Below are 14,607 nucleotides of genomic sequence, written 5' to 3'. Positions count from 1 at the left end.
ACTTCATTCTACACGAATCCGGCCGTGGGCCTTTTTATATTCAGTTCGAGGTGTTGCACTTCATTTTACAATCCGTCATTAAAAAAATGATGTTAGTATTAGGGAGCGAATCCGGCAATGTTACAGGCAGAAGATGTTGCAGAATGGTTGGCAGGCTGGGGGATAGGATCGTACGTCCTTAGCATCGTCCTCAATGTGGTCATCAGCATCTTAGGGGTAATTCCTTCCGTTTTTCTCACGATGGCCAATGTGTTAGTGTTTGGGGGAATCCCAGGTTTTTTCGTATCCTGGCTCGGTGAAATGGCCGGTGCGATTGTTTCCTATATGTTATACCGAAAAGGGGCACTCAAACTAGAGGAGAAGTATCTTTCAAAGAACAGAAGATTGTGGTTCCATCGTATACAACGGATGAGTACTCTTAGGCAGTTTCTCACGGTTTTGATCGCCAGAATCATTCCATATATGCCGTCCGCCCTGGTTACAGTCATGAGTGTAATAGCACAAGTACGTATCCCGATCTATCTCCTCGCTACAGGCATCGGAAAAGCCCCGTCCATTCTTTTAGAGTCTATGGCTGGCTATGGGTTTAAGATGATTGAAGACCAACGCGTCAAGACGGGTATTTCAATATTGCTACTATTTTCATTCTTTTTCATTCTCTTTATACCCGGAAAGTTCAGATCTAGGAAGTCGGATATTTAAACATTCGCCAAAGAAAGGATCGAAGGGGCTGAATTATTGACATGCCTAGTTTGGATACAGTACCGTCCACGCCTTACCACGACCATAATATCGGGTCGTGTTTTTTTATAAGTCCATAGAAATTGCACGCTTTCCACACGGTTTCTACACAATCACTCTTTACAATGAACATATCAAGTTATTGAAATGATAAAGGAGGAATACAAATGGATTGGTCTTGGCTGCTATTGTTGGCTTGTCCGTTAATGATGGTGTTTATGATGTTTGGAATGAAGGGGCATGGTCATGGACACGGCTCTCATTCGGAGCATTCAAATGACCGTGCGATGCAAGTACAGCTTGACGAACTAAAAGCGCAAAATGAGCAAATGAAGCAAGAAATTCAAAAATTATCCCGGTAAACCAATCCGAAGTTCAAATTAACAAAGGAGGAACTAACATGAGTTGCTGTGGTAATCACAACCATGACGGAAATAATCATGCTGGCGGGGAGCATTCCGGCCATTCCAAAAAACATAATTGGATGATGATCTTGTGCTGTGTTTTGCCGATCGTTCTATTCGCTGCAATGCTACTTTTTAACGGAATAACAGGCTCAACGGGAAACATTATTCCATTCCTGCTTCTGCTGATTTGCCCATTGTCACACCTGGTTTTGATGCCGATGATGAGTAAGAAACGACACTAACAAACCCAATGACGAGAACATGGAGTGGATGAGTTCATGAAAAATATCTATCGATGGGGGGGAGTTTTGCTTTTCCTTTTGCTCGTTGCCGGTACTTGGCTTTTCGTAAAACAGCCAGAAGGGAAAGCAGCTCCTGCTTCAGTTTTTTATGTACCAAACGCTGGAGACGGAACCATCTCCGTTGTTGATTATGAACAAGGAAAAGCAGTGGACACGATTAAACTGGGAACAGACCAAGCTTCCCATGGTATTGCACTAAGCTTAGACCAAAAAGTACTTTACGTCGGCACCGGCTTTGACGGCAAAACGCTGATAGCGATCGATACGAAAACCAAAAAGAAAATAAAGGAACTTGCTTTTGACGAAGGCGTTCATGGCATCGATATAAGCCCGGACGGTCAAAACTTATACGTATCCCTTAATCCGGGGCTTGGTAAAACGGGCGGGAAATTAGCCATTGTGGATACGGCGAATCTCAATCTAAAATCCATGGTTGAGACGGGAGAAGGCCCGGCGCATGTGGCAGTTACTGCGGATGGTTCCCAAGTTTGGACAGCTAATGTGAATGATGATACGATTTCCATCGTAGACGCAACAACGGCAAAAGTCGTCAAAACCATCGCTGTCGGGAAAGTACCTAACGAGGTGGCGGTTATGCCGGATTCGCGATATGCTTTTGCTGCCAATGTAGAGTCGAATACGGTGTCTGTCATCGATATGAAAACCATGCAAGTGATCAAGGATATTGAAGCGGGAGAGGCTCCTCATGGGGTAACTGTCTCCCCAGACGGAAAAGAATTGTGGGTCAGCAATAACAAATCGAACGATGTCACAGTGATCAATACGGACAACTTTCGTGTTTTAGCGACGATTTCAACGGGTTCCTATGCAAATCACGTAGGCTTTTCACCTGATGGGGTATGGGCTTTTGTCTCAAATCGGCAATCGAACGATATCGTAAAGATCAACCGAGAAGACAGAAAGGTCGTAGCCATAATTCCGGTAGGTTCCGAACCGCATGAAATATCGCTGGAAGATATCATTGTTCCTGTCCAAGCTTCGAACGTAACCGCCCCTGACATTAGTCCGGATCCATCCGTTCAGGAGGGAACGCTTGGCTCGGCTCAAATCACGGTGCAAAGGTTAAAGGCAACTGACCTTGGGAATGATCCGAATTTTACGGATATCAAAGCGGAGGATTTTCAACAAAATGATATCTATGGAATTTCATTAGCTGCTCATTCTGGCGATATTTCTGATTTGTTAAATGAGCAGAGGATTAGCCTGCAAGGCTTAAATGGTAAATATGTGTCTCCTTCTCGGTTGGTTTCCGTAAGCAACGACTCACACCATCCTTTTTATTTGGCCTGGTTTCCAAAAACAGAGCAAGCCTCTCAGGTCGAAATGAAAATTGACGGACCCAATGGAGAAACGGTTTCTTTATCCTGGAGTGAGTAACTGAATCGAGAAATATAGTGAGCACGCTCACTATATTTTTTGGGGATAAATATAAAAATGAGAATAAATAAATTTAGGGGGATAAATAACATGAAAAGAAACTGGATGATAACGCTCTCTGTAGCGGTTTTAGCCATTGGTATTACTGCCTGTGGTACTGCACAACAGAATAACAATGCTGCACAACCAAATCAAACCACGAATAACTCTGAAAACAAAGCTGAAGCCCCAATTTCACAAAATGTTGCGCCGGCGTTTTTTTACACTGCCGATGAAGGGGGAAGTGTTACTAAGATAGATGCAACTTCAAATCAAGTCCTGCAGACCATTAAGGTTGAAGGGGCCGTTCATAATGTCCAGGTCTCTCCCGACGGGAAATTGGTAGGAGCTACGGTTGTTCCATCAATGTCGGACATGGAAGGAATGTCGGAGGCGGAAGATCAAGAGGGCGGACATGGCGAAGATGGCGATCATGAAATGAGCGGTTATGCCTATTTTTATGACACGGTTTCAGACGAACTCGTCAAGAAAGTCGAAGTAGGTATCCACCCGGCTCATCTCGTTTTTACGATGGATGGGAAAAATGTTCTGGTTACCAATAATGAAGGAAATAATGTAACGGTACTGGATGCCAAGACGTTTCAAACGGTGGGAACGATTCCAGCAGGAAAAGGCCCTCATGGTTTTAGAGTGTCGGCGGACAGTAAATTTGCCTATGTGGCAAATATGAGCGAAGACACCGTTAGTGTGTTGAACTTGCAGACCATGGTTGAGGAGAAAAAGATCAAGGTCGGTAGCACGCCTGTAACGACTGGCGTAACGAGTGACGGTAAAACCCTGGTCGTTCCTTTAAACGCAGAGAATGCAGCCGTAATTGTGGACTTAGCTACCGAGAAAATGATCAAAGTACCTGTCGGTAACGGTCCTGCGCAGGTGTATATTCCATCCGACAACAAGTATGCGATTATTGCGAATCAAGGTACCGAACAAAATCCATCAAATAGTATCTCGAAAATTGACCTGGCTACAAATCAGGTCATTGCCACGATCGAGACGGGCAAAGGGGCGCATGGCGTGGTAGTGAGCCCGGATAACAGTAAAATATATGTGACAAACATGTTCGATAACACTGTAACCGTGATCGACAATGAAACCAATAAAGTGATTACAACGATTAAAGTAGGCACAACGCCAAATGGAATTAGTGTTACTCCATAATAATAAGGGGATAGTGACGTGAGAGTAATTTTATTTGAAATCGGGGGATTCTCCCTTAGATCCTATGGCGTCGTAGTGGGTTTGGCTGTATTGCTTGCCGTGGGCATGGCGTATTATTTAGCTAGAGGGACGCAATATCAAAAACATATCTTTAATCTGGTGTTCTATGTACTTCTTGGTGCCATTCTAGGAGCCAGAATATGGCATGTGTTCTTTTTTCAATGGGGATACTACTCGAACCATTTATCTGAGATTTTTGCCATCTGGAATGGCGGAATCGCCATACAGGGAGCATTGGTTGGCGGATTCCTGACAACGGCTGTTTATACCTGGAAAAATAAAATTTCGTTTTGGGAACTCGCCGATATTGTGGCTCCTGCCATCATATTAGGTCAGGCCGTAGGCCGGATTGCCTGCTTCCTAAATGGTGATGCGTTTGGAGCTCCGACTGGGACAGGCTTTGGGGTTGTTTACCCTGAAGGTACCATCGCTTTTGAACGGTATGGTTCCGTTCCGCTATGGCCGGCCGAAGTTTGGGAGGGTCAGCTCGATTTGATCGTATTTGGAGTTCTCATAGCCATGAAGAATATCAAGCTTCCCGTAGGTGTGCTGTTTTTAAGTTATAATATGATGTATGCACTGGTCCGGTTTTCTTTGGAATTCCTTCGTGGGGATTCACCACGGTACGCCTTGGATTGGACTGCCGGACAATGGACCAGTATGAGTATCTTCCTGATCTCTATGGCCTTGATGGTGTATTTCTTCTTTAAGCGCAACCAAGAGACAAAGGTAATCACTATGTAAAAATGAGTCAATCGGTAAAGGCGGGTGGCGGCGTGCCAAAACTACAGGTTCTTGTTGTAGATGATGAATGGAATATGCGCAATCTCTTGCGGATTTATTTAACGCGAGAAGGGTTCGAGGTCAAGGAAGCTACAAACGGCAATGGAGCCTTGGAAATGGCGGCTAACCATCATTTCGACATTATTCTGCTGGACCTTATGCTGCCGGATATGGACGGGTGGCAAGTATGCAAAAAGATCCGGGAGAAGGATCATGTAGCTATTTTGATGCTCACCGCGCGTTCGGAGACGAAAGATAAAGTGTACGGGCTTGGCATCGGCGCGGACGATTATTTGACCAAGCCATTTGAACCTGAGGAATTGCTTGCCCGGGTCTATTCCTTAATCCGCCGTTCGGCGATTACACAATCCATCAGGCGGCAAGAGGCTGCGTTAGAGTTTCCCCATCTGAGAATATTACCGGAAGGTAGAGAAGTTATTATCCATGACCATTCCGTTGAATTCACACAGAAAGAGTTTGATTTATTCATCTCGCTCGCGAAAAGCGAACAACGTGCGTTCAGCCGCGAAGAGTTGGTGAATCTAATCTGGGGAGACGAATACGAGGGAGAAGTTCGCGTCGTAGATACTCATATCAAAAATATTCGGGAAAAGACTCAAAAGGCAGGGCTTGGCTATAATCCGATTCAAACGGTGTGGGGAGTAGGGTATAAGTTCAACGGAGCGGGTACTTCCAATGAGAAGGAATAAAATTGGCTTCAGGCTTGGTTTGATGATTCTCGTCGCTTTTGTTGTCGTGATTCTCTCTTTAGGATTGACGATTGATCGAATGTTCACGAATTTCTATAACTCGGAAATGAGAACAGAGGTAAATGAACTCACGACTCACTTCACAGCGATGAGCCAATCGCCTGAGATGTTGTCCGAAGAGACGCTGCTCAAGTTTGCCGATTTTTCAAACGTCAGTATTTTATTTGTTTCTGAACAAGGAGACATATTGGCAAATTCCGGAACCTATGAAATATCGGACCGAACATTCATTAAACCCAAGGACCTGAAGCTTCTTTTTACCGGGAAAGCCGTAAAGCTTGAACATACCGATGCTAATGGAGAACGTTACTTCGTGGCGGCCAGACCCGTATTGGATGCCACGGGGGTAAATATTAAAGCCGCGGTTTATGTCCTTTCTTCAACCGGGCATATGGATGAATCCATCACGGCCGTTCGTAGCGTATTGGTACTGTCAGGCCTAGGGGCATTTCTACTGGCACTGGGAATCACCTGGATCATCGCCAAAATCCTATCCCGACCCATGCTGCAAATGCAAGCGGCAACCCGGAAAATTGCCGCGGGTGAGCTGGAAACTCGATTAACGATTCAGCGAGATGATGAAATTGGTGTTTTGGCGGATTCCATCAATCATCTGGCCATCGAGCTACAGCGATATAGGGATACCCGGCAGGAATTTTTTGCGAATATATCTCATGAGCTGCGAACTCCGATCACGTACTTGGAAGGATATGCACAAGTCCTCAAGAAGCGTCTATATGAAACAGAGGAGGAGAAGGATAAATATTTAGATATTATTCATGAAGAGGCCATGCGTTTACAGCACCTCGTTGATGATCTATTCGATTTGGCTAAGATGGAAGAAGGAAAAGTCAGCCTGTCGCTGGAGTGGATTGACTTAGCGGAAATTACGGATAACGCGGTTCAAAAAATTAAGCTTAAAGCCGGCGAGAAGAACTTATCTCTCCAAACGAAGATCAACAGCAACATTCCATTGATTTACGGTGACGGTTTGAGAACAGAGCAGGTTCTTCTTAACTTGTTGGAAAATGCTGTACGCTATACGGAGAAGGGCAGCATCGTCGTTGAACTGGACCAAAACCGCTCCTTTATTTATATAGCAGTGGAAGATACCGGTATGGGTATCCCTGAGGATGAGATTCCGTACATCTTTGACCGTTTTTATCGTGTGGAGAAGTCCCGCTCACGGCAATATGGTGGTACAGGGCTCGGTTTGCCAATCGCTAAAAAGTTGGTGGAGCTGCAAGGCGGGGAACTCAAGGTCTTTAGTAAGTTAGGCCACGGAACTAGGTTTGAGATCCGCTTTGTGCCTGAACACCAGGAGGAACGAATATGAAGAAGGCGGATTGGGTTATAGTCATTGTTCTCATAACTATGGGGCTGGCATGTTTAATCGTATCGGCTTTCTCATTCCGTGGCATGTCATTTACTCAGATGGGACTTTCCATCGGGCAGGCTTGCTTATCGATGATTGTGATAGCTACGATCTTTGGTATCGTATATTGGTTCACGCAAAGAAACAAACCTTAACTCCTATCGGTTCCTTAAGTTCAAATCCGAGGTGAAAATATTGAATAAGGTCCAAACCGAAAAAATAAAAAGGCGATACAATCGCGTAGCCCCTCTGTTCCACAAAATGGACAGTAAAATGATGAAAACTTGGAGAAGCAGCTTATTATCAGGATTAAGTGGCAATATTCTGGAGGTTGGCATTGGTACGGGAGCTAATCTTCCCTACTATCCTTCTTCCGTTTCATTAACGGGAATAGATTTTAGTCCCAGTATGCTGAATTACGCCAAGCTACGCGCCGAAGAACTCGGCATGAAGGTAGATTTGATTGAAATGGATACAGAGCACATGGATTTTGCGGACCATACCTTTGATTATGTAATAGCTACCTGCGTGTTTTGCTCTGTTCCAGACCCTATACAAGGGATGAAAGAAATGGCTCGTGTATGTAAGCCGGAAGGACAAATTCGTTTATTGGAGCATATGCGTAGCGATAACCCGGTTGTGGGAAAAATCATGGATCTGCTTAATCCAATCACTGTGAGGTTGTCTGGGGCGAACATCAATCGAAGAACGATGGAAAATGTGGAAAAAGCGGGACTCGCTATTGAACAAAACGAGCAGTTGTTTTCTACAATCGTCAGAAGTCTAACCTTAAATACAATGGTTTGATCTTTATAACTTCTTCACAATGTATAAATTAGTTCTTCATATTTATCGTTTATATTATATTCAAAAGGAGGAGATACTAATGAAAAAACTATGGATTGGAATCGCAACGATGGCTTTGGTTATGGGAATTGGAACGGCAGGTGCCTACGCGGCTACAGCCGAAAACGGTACCGAAGACAGTGGTAAAGTAAATAACCAAAGCACCTTTGAACAAATGTTGCCGCATGCAAAACAAATGCACCCGGATCTTTCCGAGGAACAAATTCGGGAGATGTATAATAGCTGCCATGGTGGCAGTGGCTCAGGTGCGAAAGGTATGATGAACAATACTCAGATGGGCAGCAATATGATGAACTTCTAATCACGAATTTAGACAGGCCTCGCGAGTTACGTGAGGTCTTGTCTTATTTAATGAAAGGATTTGTATGGAACGGACAAAAATTTTAATTATCGATGATGAGCCAAGCCTTCTACACGTCATTAAAGCCTACCTGGAGAAACAGGATTATCTGGTTTACGAAACAGATTCGGGGTATGGGGCGCTTCGGCTTTTTGAAAATCTCCAGCCTGACTTAGTCATCTTGGACTTAATGCTTCCGGACCTTTCGGGTGAGGATGTCTGCAAAACGATTCGAAAGAAATCGGATATACCTATCCTCATGTTGACCGCAAAAAGCAGTGAAGATGACCTTGTTCACGGTCTATTGATAGGAGCTGATGACTATCTTGTCAAGCCGTTCAGCCCTCGGGAACTGATGGCCAGAGTGATCAGCTTGCTAAGAAGATCGAAGTCCGCCGGATATACGACTCAGGAAAAAAAGATTTCTTTCGGTGGGAACCGCCTCTCCATCGATTCAGAACGGCATGAAGTAATAGTTAAAGGCGAAACCGTCCAGCTTACCCCCATTGAATTCAAATTGCTTGAAACTTTAGCCAAACATCCTAAAAGAGCATTTACCCGTTTCGAACTGGTTAATCTGATCCAAGGTGATGATTTTGAAGGCATGGAACGCACGATCGATGTCCATATCAAGAACATCCGCCAAAAAATCGGTGATGATCCGAAAAATCCATCGTTTATTATTACGGTCTATGGGGTGGGTTATAAATTTCAGGGGGTACCCGATGAATAGCGGAGGACTGCGTAAAAGACTGTTAATTTCGCATCTAGGCGTAAGCCTCGGTTCACTGCTGCTCATCATGGTCATCGTTTATCTCGTCATGTCTTTCTCATTTGGAAGGTATACGCAAACCCAGCAGCAGGCAGAGGCAGATACGATTGTTGAAGATTTGGAAGGATCCTATGATGAAAGTTCAAGGGGATGGTCTGAGGATTCTTTAATGTCTATCTCCCATCAAGCTATGCTCCGGAACTATAACGTGAGCATTTATAACGCCGGAGGCAATTTGATCTGGGATACGAAATCCATGGGGAGAATGATGCATGCCTCTACACTGACTGAAAAAGGTACTATAAATACGAAAGTAATAACGCGAGAGATTACAAAGAATCATGTGAAGATTGGCAGGATCGAAATTGAGGGACTTGCAAGCAATTTTGAAATACAAAACCGACAGTTTTTGAACCTGTTTAACACGTTACTTTGGGTGGCGTTTATTTTAGCCATTACCGGTGTAACGATATTTAGCGTAATTATGTCAAATAGCCTAAGCAGGCCTTTATTACGCATTAAACAAATAGCTACTCAAATGAAGGAAGGGAACTTGTCTTCCCGTGTTGTACTGGCGCATCGTCAAACGGAAATCGAGGAGGTGGGACTCGCTTTAAACCATCTAGCGGATGCACTGGAGCAACAAGATCAGTTGCGCAAAAATTTAACGGCCGATATCGCCCATGAATTACGCACACCGCTGGCCACGATCCAAAGCCATATTGAAGCTTTTCAAGATGGTGTATGGGAAGCAACGCCCGATAAATTGGAGGTTTGTCATGGGCAAGTTATCCGGTTAGTAAAGCTTATTCATGATTTGGAGAACTTGTCAGCGGTCGAAAATCCGATGCTCAAGCTAAAACAAGAACCGGTTAGACTGCTTGAGGTAATCAGAGAATCCGAAAAAACGGTAAAAGCTCAGTTCAGCGAGAAACCGATCGATCTCATCATTCAGGAAGAAACTCCTGTTGTTATCACCGGCGATGCTGGACGACTGATTCAAGTTTTTGTGAACCTGTTGAATAACGCTTATAAATTTACTGGCGAAGGTTCAATTTATGTTAGAATTTTTGAAGCTGCAGATCAAGTGAACGTAACCGTTTCGGATACGGGTTCGGGCATAGCGTCCGATGAGCTGCCACATATTTTCGAGCGTTTCTATCGTGGAGATAAATCGCGGAATCGCAAAACAGGCGGTGCCGGAATCGGTTTGGCTATCGTAAAGGCCATCGTAGAAGCGCACGGCGGCAGTATTCATGTCGAGAGTAAAATCAATCAAGGCACCAGGTTTACATTACACTTTCCAAAAAAGTTAAAATAAAAGATGAATTGTCTCTTAAAAGAGAAACTCATCTTTAAATTCCACTTTTTTCATAAGAATTGTTGCTAATGAGAAGACAAGAGATTAGCTTTTGTCAAGACTTCGAATAAACGTCGTGACATTGCCTAAACAACAAGAACCTTGAGGATTATTAACCTCACATCCACAACGATTTGCCTGAACTTGTTCCCGTATACGGTCAATTGGTTGCTGGTTTTCTTTAACCGCTTGTACTATACGTTCTCTTGTCCACCCAAAACAGTAGCAAACAGGAACAGCCATTGAATCGTCTTTTTGATATACCGAAACTTTTAGCATATCTCTTTCAAAGGTCTGCAATTCGCAAAAATATATAACTTCACAAGATGAATTAATACAAAAAAAGTAATCACATTCTGGATGGATGATTTCTAATGCAATTGGTTGAAGCATAGCCTTGAGTGTAATCAATTGAATACCCTTCCCCTTTTGATGACATACGGGGCATTGAGTAGGTATTGTCGACTGGTCAGTGGATGATTGACAACAACTATCCATTTTTTTTATCACTCCTTATGTAAATTTGATGGGGTGTTCAGGTAGGACCCTTTTAATTCATTTTAATTTGTCGAATCATGAACGCTGGCACCTTTTGTTTTTAAGGTTGTCACCCATCCCACGGTTAATGGTTGAATTTCAACCTCATCACCAGGGGAGAAACAGGCGAAGTTTTGCATATTATGGATGTTAACAACCGTTACTGTTTTTTTATTCTCCAATTCGATTTGATTATGGCATCTGCTAATTCCAGTTTCGTCTGCTTCGCAATCCGTATCTGTTTTAACGGTGCCCTTCAATAAAGTATCCACATTACCCTCGAGTAATTGAGTAATGTACCGTTTTTCTTTACCGTTATTTTGCCAATCATAAGTTTTTTCATCAAAAGAAAAGGAATTTGAATTATTAGAAGATCTATTCGTAAAAATGCTGCCAACTCCTAAAACAACAATAATGATGAATAACGATCCTACTGCCCAAACCGTCTTTTTTCTCAATATCTAGCACTCCCCGTTTATAGATCAGCTTATTTTACATAAGCATCGATCTCGTTTTCGGCATTATTTTTTTCTGATCCATCGACCTCTATAAACATTCGTAATGGCAAACAAATGATGGCTTCTTTGGGTTTGGAAATCAGTCCGAAAGTGAAGCAAATCTTCTGCGGACAATCGGATTCGATGACTTCAATGCCTTTGTCATGGATCTTCAGGATATCATAACCTCTTTCTGTTTTCACTTCGATAATTTGGGGTTCATCAGTAAGCTTCACCGTCTTGAAGATCTTATTATCCACTCTAATCGTCGCGTAATAATCCTCGTTCATGTTCGTTACGGCATCATTTGTAAGCCATCTGGCTCCCAATATAAATGTGGCCAGTAGTATAATGCAAACAATTAAGATTAAATCACCCTTTTTAAGCTTATGGTTCATCAGCTTATGGTTCATCTGTTGGTCATCCCCAAAATAATATCTCTTTAAATTGTATCTGAAAAATATGTGTTTTCTTTGTAGAAATGATGTGATATCCTGAACAATTTCTAATCATCGAATTTCTGAATAAAAAAACTACACTGGAGCATAATACCTCATGTATTTCAACTAATTGGAATGGAAGGTGAAAAGTTACAAATGTCTCACGAACAGTTTCAACATTGCATCGATGAGTGTCTGCGCTGCATGGTGGCATGTAACCATTGTTACACATCCTGTTTAGAAGAAGACAATATCGGGATGATGAAAGAATGTATACGATTGGATCGGGAGTGTGCTGATATTTGCGCCTTCTCTGCGCAAGCGATGTCCATGAACAGTTCTTATGCGAAACAGATCTGTAAGATCTGTGCGGATGTTTGTGAAGCATGCGGAAACGAATGCAAAAAGCATGGTCCAGAACATTGCCAACAATGTGCCGAAGCATGTTTTAGATGTGCCGAAGCATGCCGTAAAATGGCCGCATAATCATCAAACCCTAAAACCCGTTTCTGTCGGGCTTTAGGGTTTGATCTGTCTGGAATGTTATTCGAATTACATGATAAAAAAATCTGCAGCCAGAAAAAGACAAATCGTCGTAAACATCCAAATGGGGTTAGATAGAAGGAACGATTTTTTGTTAAGATCTCCAGGGGCTATTTCACCTTGTAACAAAATAAAGACTAGGAACAGGATTGCGATTGTAAACAAAGCAATAATATTCAACATGGTATGGGTTGAAGATGGAGGGATCATAACCAAAAGCATTGTTCCCATCATTCCACCCATGACTCCGGATAATAATCCGTCTATCACCGCCATAAGACCTTTTGGCCATCCAATAAATGTACCAGTAAGGCCACCTGCTAACATACTAAGCAAAGTTGTTTTGAAAAAGTCCTCTGCAATTATGACTGTCAGAAGGCTGCCCATTCCCAAACCGACAGACATTCCCACAGCCATCGCCGTCATCATGCCTGCCATACTACTTAACTGAGTTCGAAAAGAAATAATAAATAAATATACCCATGCCGTTAGAAGAAAAAACAATGCAATTAACGGGAAGAAGATCAATGCTTATACCCCCTAGACCTATATTATACTTCATGATATGGCTTGTTCATTTTGAATATGCGCTCCAGTTATGTAATTGCAATGAATAGGGGGTGGGAGTATATTGTTTATATAATAAGAGGAGGTGGGCAATATGAATTCGGCAACGGATCGAAAAAGTCATCATTCAGAGACGACAAAAAACGATTTAACCAACCGTTTGAATCGAATCGAAGGTCAGATTAGAGGAATAAAAGGAATGATCGATCAGGATACCTATTGTGATGATGTACTAAACCAAATCGCTTCGGTACAATCTGCTCTAAACGGTGTTGCAAAATTGTTATTGGAGCATCATATGAAGAGTTGTATTATTGAGCGAATCCAGGAGGGGGATACGAGTGTAGTGAAGGAACTTATGGTGACAGTGAACAAATTAATGAAGTGATTGAAGTTATTCGATTTTCTAACTGAATAAAATTATGGCAATGGATCACACTGTAATCGTACCTATTTCATAAGGAGTATTGATCAATGCACCGATTACAACCACGAGTAGTTGCCAAAGATATGGCGGTAGTTTTTTTCTCATCCTTAGCCATGATTATATTTGAAATATTTCTTTCCCGATTCTTTTCTGTCATTTTGGATATAACTATGTTTTTTTAATTATTTCTTTAGCTACATTAGGGATAGGCGTTGGCGGTTATCTGGCTTATAAATGGAATGAACGATTTATTGAAATGAGCACTCGATATTGGGAACATTCGCAGTTTCAATGATGCTCGTGGTTTTGACTATGTATGCATTACCTTATCAGGGCATTGTTTTTTATGCACTATGCGCCATAATACCTTTTATTCTGGGTGGGCTTATTCTGGCTGGCACTATGCAATCCAGCAAGGATCAGGTCCATATTTTATATTTTGTTGATTTGGTTGCTGCAGGATTAGGGGCTACGGGAGCCATTTTCTTGATGAATGCGATTAACCCTATTCAAACTATAGGTCTAATAACATCTGTATTGATTCTTGTATATTTAGTTGTCAGCTATCGCAAAACAGGAAGATGGTCAAAGTTCGTTTACACTTTCGTTTTGATGGGGCTCGTCCTTAATATGGTCTATCCCTTTTTGGACTTTATCGAATTTAAAGCATATCAAACTAGCCCGTTTACCGTTTTTTCAAAGAGACCGGATGCAGAAATTGTTTATACACATTGGGATGCGTTTTCCAGAACGGATGTTTACGATACCAAAGATGAATTGCTTTATATGTCGATTGATGGAAGTGCGATGTCCCCGATTTCTAAATATTCCAAAGAACTCAAAGAAGTGGACTACTTGCTAACTACAACCGGTGCGCTTTCATTTCAGCATGGGCCTAAGAAAAGCGCATTGATTATCGGGGCAGGAGGAGGACAGGAATTATTGACTGCTCAAATGTCCGGCTTTGAAGAAATCGATGCAGTAGATATCAATAAGGGGAGTTTTGATGCGGTTCATGCTCTAGCAGGGCTTTCAGGTGATATTTTTCATCAAAACGGTGTTAAGGAGATTATTTCTGATGGGCGAAGCTACATAAAAAAAACCACAAAAAAGTAAACTGTACCCGTTGTAAAGGACACTTTGAAAAAAAGGTTAGGACACGTGAAGAAGCTGCTGCCTGTATCTTGCAGGTGGCAGCTTCTT

The 14,607-nt window shown here is 42.5% G+C and carries 19 protein-coding genes; 15 read left to right on the top strand and 4 right to left on the bottom strand.

Translation table 11 applies throughout. The features are described 5' to 3' along the window. Positions 1-117: 117 nt before the first annotated feature. The 12 genes from HRQ60_RS22650 to HRQ60_RS22590 all read left to right on the top strand — a co-directional run bounded on the left by HRQ60_RS22650 (position 118) and on the right by HRQ60_RS22590 (position 10,354). Positions 118-702, top strand: a complete 585-nt coding sequence (locus tag HRQ60_RS22650) for a TVP38/TMEM64 family protein (protein WP_009224855.1) — start codon at positions 118-120, stop codon at positions 700-702. A 206-nt stretch (positions 703-908) separates the two neighbouring features. Beyond that, positions 909-1,103, top strand: a complete 195-nt coding sequence (locus HRQ60_RS22645) for a DUF2933 domain-containing protein (protein ID WP_009224856.1) — start codon at positions 909-911, stop codon at positions 1,101-1,103. 323 nt (positions 1,104-1,426) lie between these two features. Next, on the top strand, positions 1,427-2,848 hold the full coding sequence (locus HRQ60_RS22635) for a YncE family protein (RefSeq protein WP_009224857.1): 1,422 nt from the start codon (positions 1,427-1,429) through the stop codon (positions 2,846-2,848). A gap of 105 nt (positions 2,849-2,953) precedes the next feature. Further along, positions 2,954-4,066, top strand: a complete 1,113-nt coding sequence (locus HRQ60_RS22630) for a YVTN family beta-propeller repeat protein (RefSeq protein ID WP_484592899.1) — start codon at positions 2,954-2,956, stop codon at positions 4,064-4,066. Positions 4,067-4,084: 18 nt separating this feature from the next. Beyond that, positions 4,085-4,870 (top strand): prolipoprotein diacylglyceryl transferase, encoded by a 786-nt coding sequence (gene lgt / locus HRQ60_RS22625; protein WP_009224859.1) that lies wholly within the window; start codon positions 4,085-4,087, stop codon positions 4,868-4,870. 2 nt (positions 4,871-4,872) lie between these two features. Beyond that, positions 4,873-5,619, top strand: coding sequence for a response regulator transcription factor (locus tag HRQ60_RS22620; protein WP_172200689.1), 747 nt, complete (start codon positions 4,873-4,875; stop codon positions 5,617-5,619). Continuing rightward, positions 5,606-7,015 carry a sensor histidine kinase gene (locus HRQ60_RS22615; RefSeq protein ID WP_009224861.1) on the top strand — a complete coding sequence of 470 codons (1,410 nt, stop codon included), beginning with the start codon at positions 5,606-5,608 and terminating at the stop codon, positions 7,013-7,015. Before HRQ60_RS22620 ends, HRQ60_RS22615 begins: the two co-directional genes overlap by 14 nt. Continuing rightward, positions 7,012-7,209 (top strand): hypothetical protein, encoded by a 198-nt coding sequence (locus HRQ60_RS22610; RefSeq protein ID WP_036644990.1) that lies wholly within the window; start codon positions 7,012-7,014, stop codon positions 7,207-7,209. The genes HRQ60_RS22615 and HRQ60_RS22610 overlap by 4 nt, the downstream gene beginning before the upstream one ends. Before the next feature lie 31 nt (positions 7,210-7,240). Continuing rightward, positions 7,241-7,861, top strand: a complete 621-nt coding sequence (locus tag HRQ60_RS22605; protein ID WP_343044803.1) for a class I SAM-dependent methyltransferase — start codon at positions 7,241-7,243, stop codon at positions 7,859-7,861. A gap of 79 nt (positions 7,862-7,940) precedes the next feature. Then, entirely contained in the window at positions 7,941-8,222 is a 282-nt protein-coding gene (locus HRQ60_RS22600; protein WP_240267650.1) for an FAD/FMN-containing dehydrogenase, read from the top strand. A gap of 64 nt (positions 8,223-8,286) precedes the next feature. Further along, entirely contained in the window at positions 8,287-8,994 is a 708-nt protein-coding gene (locus HRQ60_RS22595) for a response regulator transcription factor (RefSeq protein ID WP_127575661.1), read from the top strand. Further along, entirely contained in the window at positions 8,987-10,354 is a 1,368-nt protein-coding gene (locus tag HRQ60_RS22590) for a sensor histidine kinase (RefSeq protein ID WP_172200685.1), read from the top strand. Before HRQ60_RS22595 ends, HRQ60_RS22590 begins: the two co-directional genes overlap by 8 nt. Positions 10,355-10,438: 84 nt before the next feature. On the opposite strand, the gene HRQ60_RS22585 is transcribed toward HRQ60_RS22590, so the two are convergent. The 3 genes from HRQ60_RS22585 to HRQ60_RS22575 form a co-directional block, all read right to left on the bottom strand. Continuing rightward, positions 10,439-10,891: a putative iron-sulfur cluster-binding metallochaperone gene (locus HRQ60_RS22585; protein ID WP_127575659.1), complete on the bottom strand. Its 453-nt coding sequence runs from the start codon at positions 10,889-10,891 to the stop codon at positions 10,439-10,441. A gap of 62 nt (positions 10,892-10,953) precedes the next feature. Then, positions 10,954-11,388 carry a hypothetical protein gene (locus HRQ60_RS22580; protein WP_172200683.1) on the bottom strand — a complete coding sequence of 145 codons (435 nt, stop codon included), beginning with the start codon at positions 11,386-11,388 and terminating at the stop codon, positions 10,954-10,956. A 29-nt stretch (positions 11,389-11,417) separates the two neighbouring features. Beyond that, a complete protein-coding gene (locus HRQ60_RS22575; protein WP_127575657.1) occupies positions 11,418-11,840 on the bottom strand; it encodes a NusG domain II-containing protein in 423 nt (140 codons plus the stop codon). Positions 11,841-12,023: 183 nt separating this feature from the next. Between HRQ60_RS22575 and HRQ60_RS22570 the strand changes: the two genes are divergently transcribed. Beyond that, positions 12,024-12,353, top strand: a complete 330-nt coding sequence (locus HRQ60_RS22570; protein ID WP_127575656.1) for a four-helix bundle copper-binding protein — start codon at positions 12,024-12,026, stop codon at positions 12,351-12,353. 66 nt (positions 12,354-12,419) lie between these two features. Here HRQ60_RS22570 and HRQ60_RS22565 read toward each other — a convergent pair whose 3' ends face one another. Then, positions 12,420-12,938 (bottom strand): hypothetical protein, encoded by a 519-nt coding sequence (locus tag HRQ60_RS22565; RefSeq protein WP_172200681.1) that lies wholly within the window; start codon positions 12,936-12,938, stop codon positions 12,420-12,422. A gap of 133 nt (positions 12,939-13,071) precedes the next feature. On the opposite strand from HRQ60_RS22565, the gene HRQ60_RS22560 reads away from it, so the two are divergent. Next, complete coding sequence (locus tag HRQ60_RS22560) at positions 13,072-13,365, top strand: metal-sensitive transcriptional regulator (protein ID WP_172200679.1); 294 nt, start codon at positions 13,072-13,074, stop codon at positions 13,363-13,365. 309 nt (positions 13,366-13,674) lie between these two features. Further along, positions 13,675-14,520 (top strand): spermidine synthase family protein, encoded by an 846-nt coding sequence (locus HRQ60_RS22555; protein ID WP_172200676.1) that lies wholly within the window; start codon positions 13,675-13,677, stop codon positions 14,518-14,520. The last annotated feature ends 87 nt before the right edge of the window (positions 14,521-14,607 follow it).

Source organism: Saccharibacillus qingshengii (assembly GCF_013185195.1).
GTDB lineage: Bacteria > Bacillota > Bacilli > Paenibacillales > Paenibacillaceae > Saccharibacillus > Saccharibacillus qingshengii.
Note: the sequence above shows the minus strand (reverse complement) of the source record. Positions and strands in the feature narration are given on the sequence as shown.

Bases quoted from the DNA above. Each gene is read 5' to 3' on its own strand.
- HRQ60_RS22620 (WP_172200689.1), top strand. From the start codon at position 4,873: ATGAGTCAATCGGTAAAGGCGGGTGGCGGCGTGCCAAAACTACAGGTT.
- HRQ60_RS22600 (WP_240267650.1), top strand. From the start codon at position 7,941: ATGAAAAAACTATGGATTGGAATCGCAACGATGGCTTTGGTTATGGGA.
- HRQ60_RS22590 (WP_172200685.1), top strand. From the start codon at position 8,987: ATGAATAGCGGAGGACTGCGTAAAAGACTGTTAATTTCGCATCTAGGC.
- HRQ60_RS22650 (WP_009224855.1), top strand. From the start codon at position 118: ATGTTACAGGCAGAAGATGTTGCAGAATGGTTGGCAGGCTGGGGGATA.
- HRQ60_RS22575 (WP_127575657.1), bottom strand. From the start codon at position 11,840: ATGAACCATAAGCTGATGAACCATAAGCTTAAAAAGGGTGATTTAATC.
- HRQ60_RS22610 (WP_036644990.1), top strand. From the start codon at position 7,012: ATGAAGAAGGCGGATTGGGTTATAGTCATTGTTCTCATAACTATGGGG.
- HRQ60_RS22630 (WP_484592899.1), top strand. From the start codon at position 2,954: ATGATAACGCTCTCTGTAGCGGTTTTAGCCATTGGTATTACTGCCTGT.
- HRQ60_RS22585 (WP_127575659.1), bottom strand. From the start codon at position 10,891: ATGGATAGTTGTTGTCAATCATCCACTGACCAGTCGACAATACCTACT.
- HRQ60_RS22595 (WP_127575661.1), top strand. From the start codon at position 8,287: ATGGAACGGACAAAAATTTTAATTATCGATGATGAGCCAAGCCTTCTA.
- HRQ60_RS22560 (WP_172200679.1), top strand. From the start codon at position 13,072: ATGAATTCGGCAACGGATCGAAAAAGTCATCATTCAGAGACGACAAAA.
- HRQ60_RS22615 (WP_009224861.1), top strand. From the start codon at position 5,606: ATGAGAAGGAATAAAATTGGCTTCAGGCTTGGTTTGATGATTCTCGTC.
- HRQ60_RS22570 (WP_127575656.1), top strand. From the start codon at position 12,024: ATGTCTCACGAACAGTTTCAACATTGCATCGATGAGTGTCTGCGCTGC.
- HRQ60_RS22635 (WP_009224857.1), top strand. From the start codon at position 1,427: ATGAAAAATATCTATCGATGGGGGGGAGTTTTGCTTTTCCTTTTGCTC.
- HRQ60_RS22645 (WP_009224856.1), top strand. From the start codon at position 909: ATGGATTGGTCTTGGCTGCTATTGTTGGCTTGTCCGTTAATGATGGTG.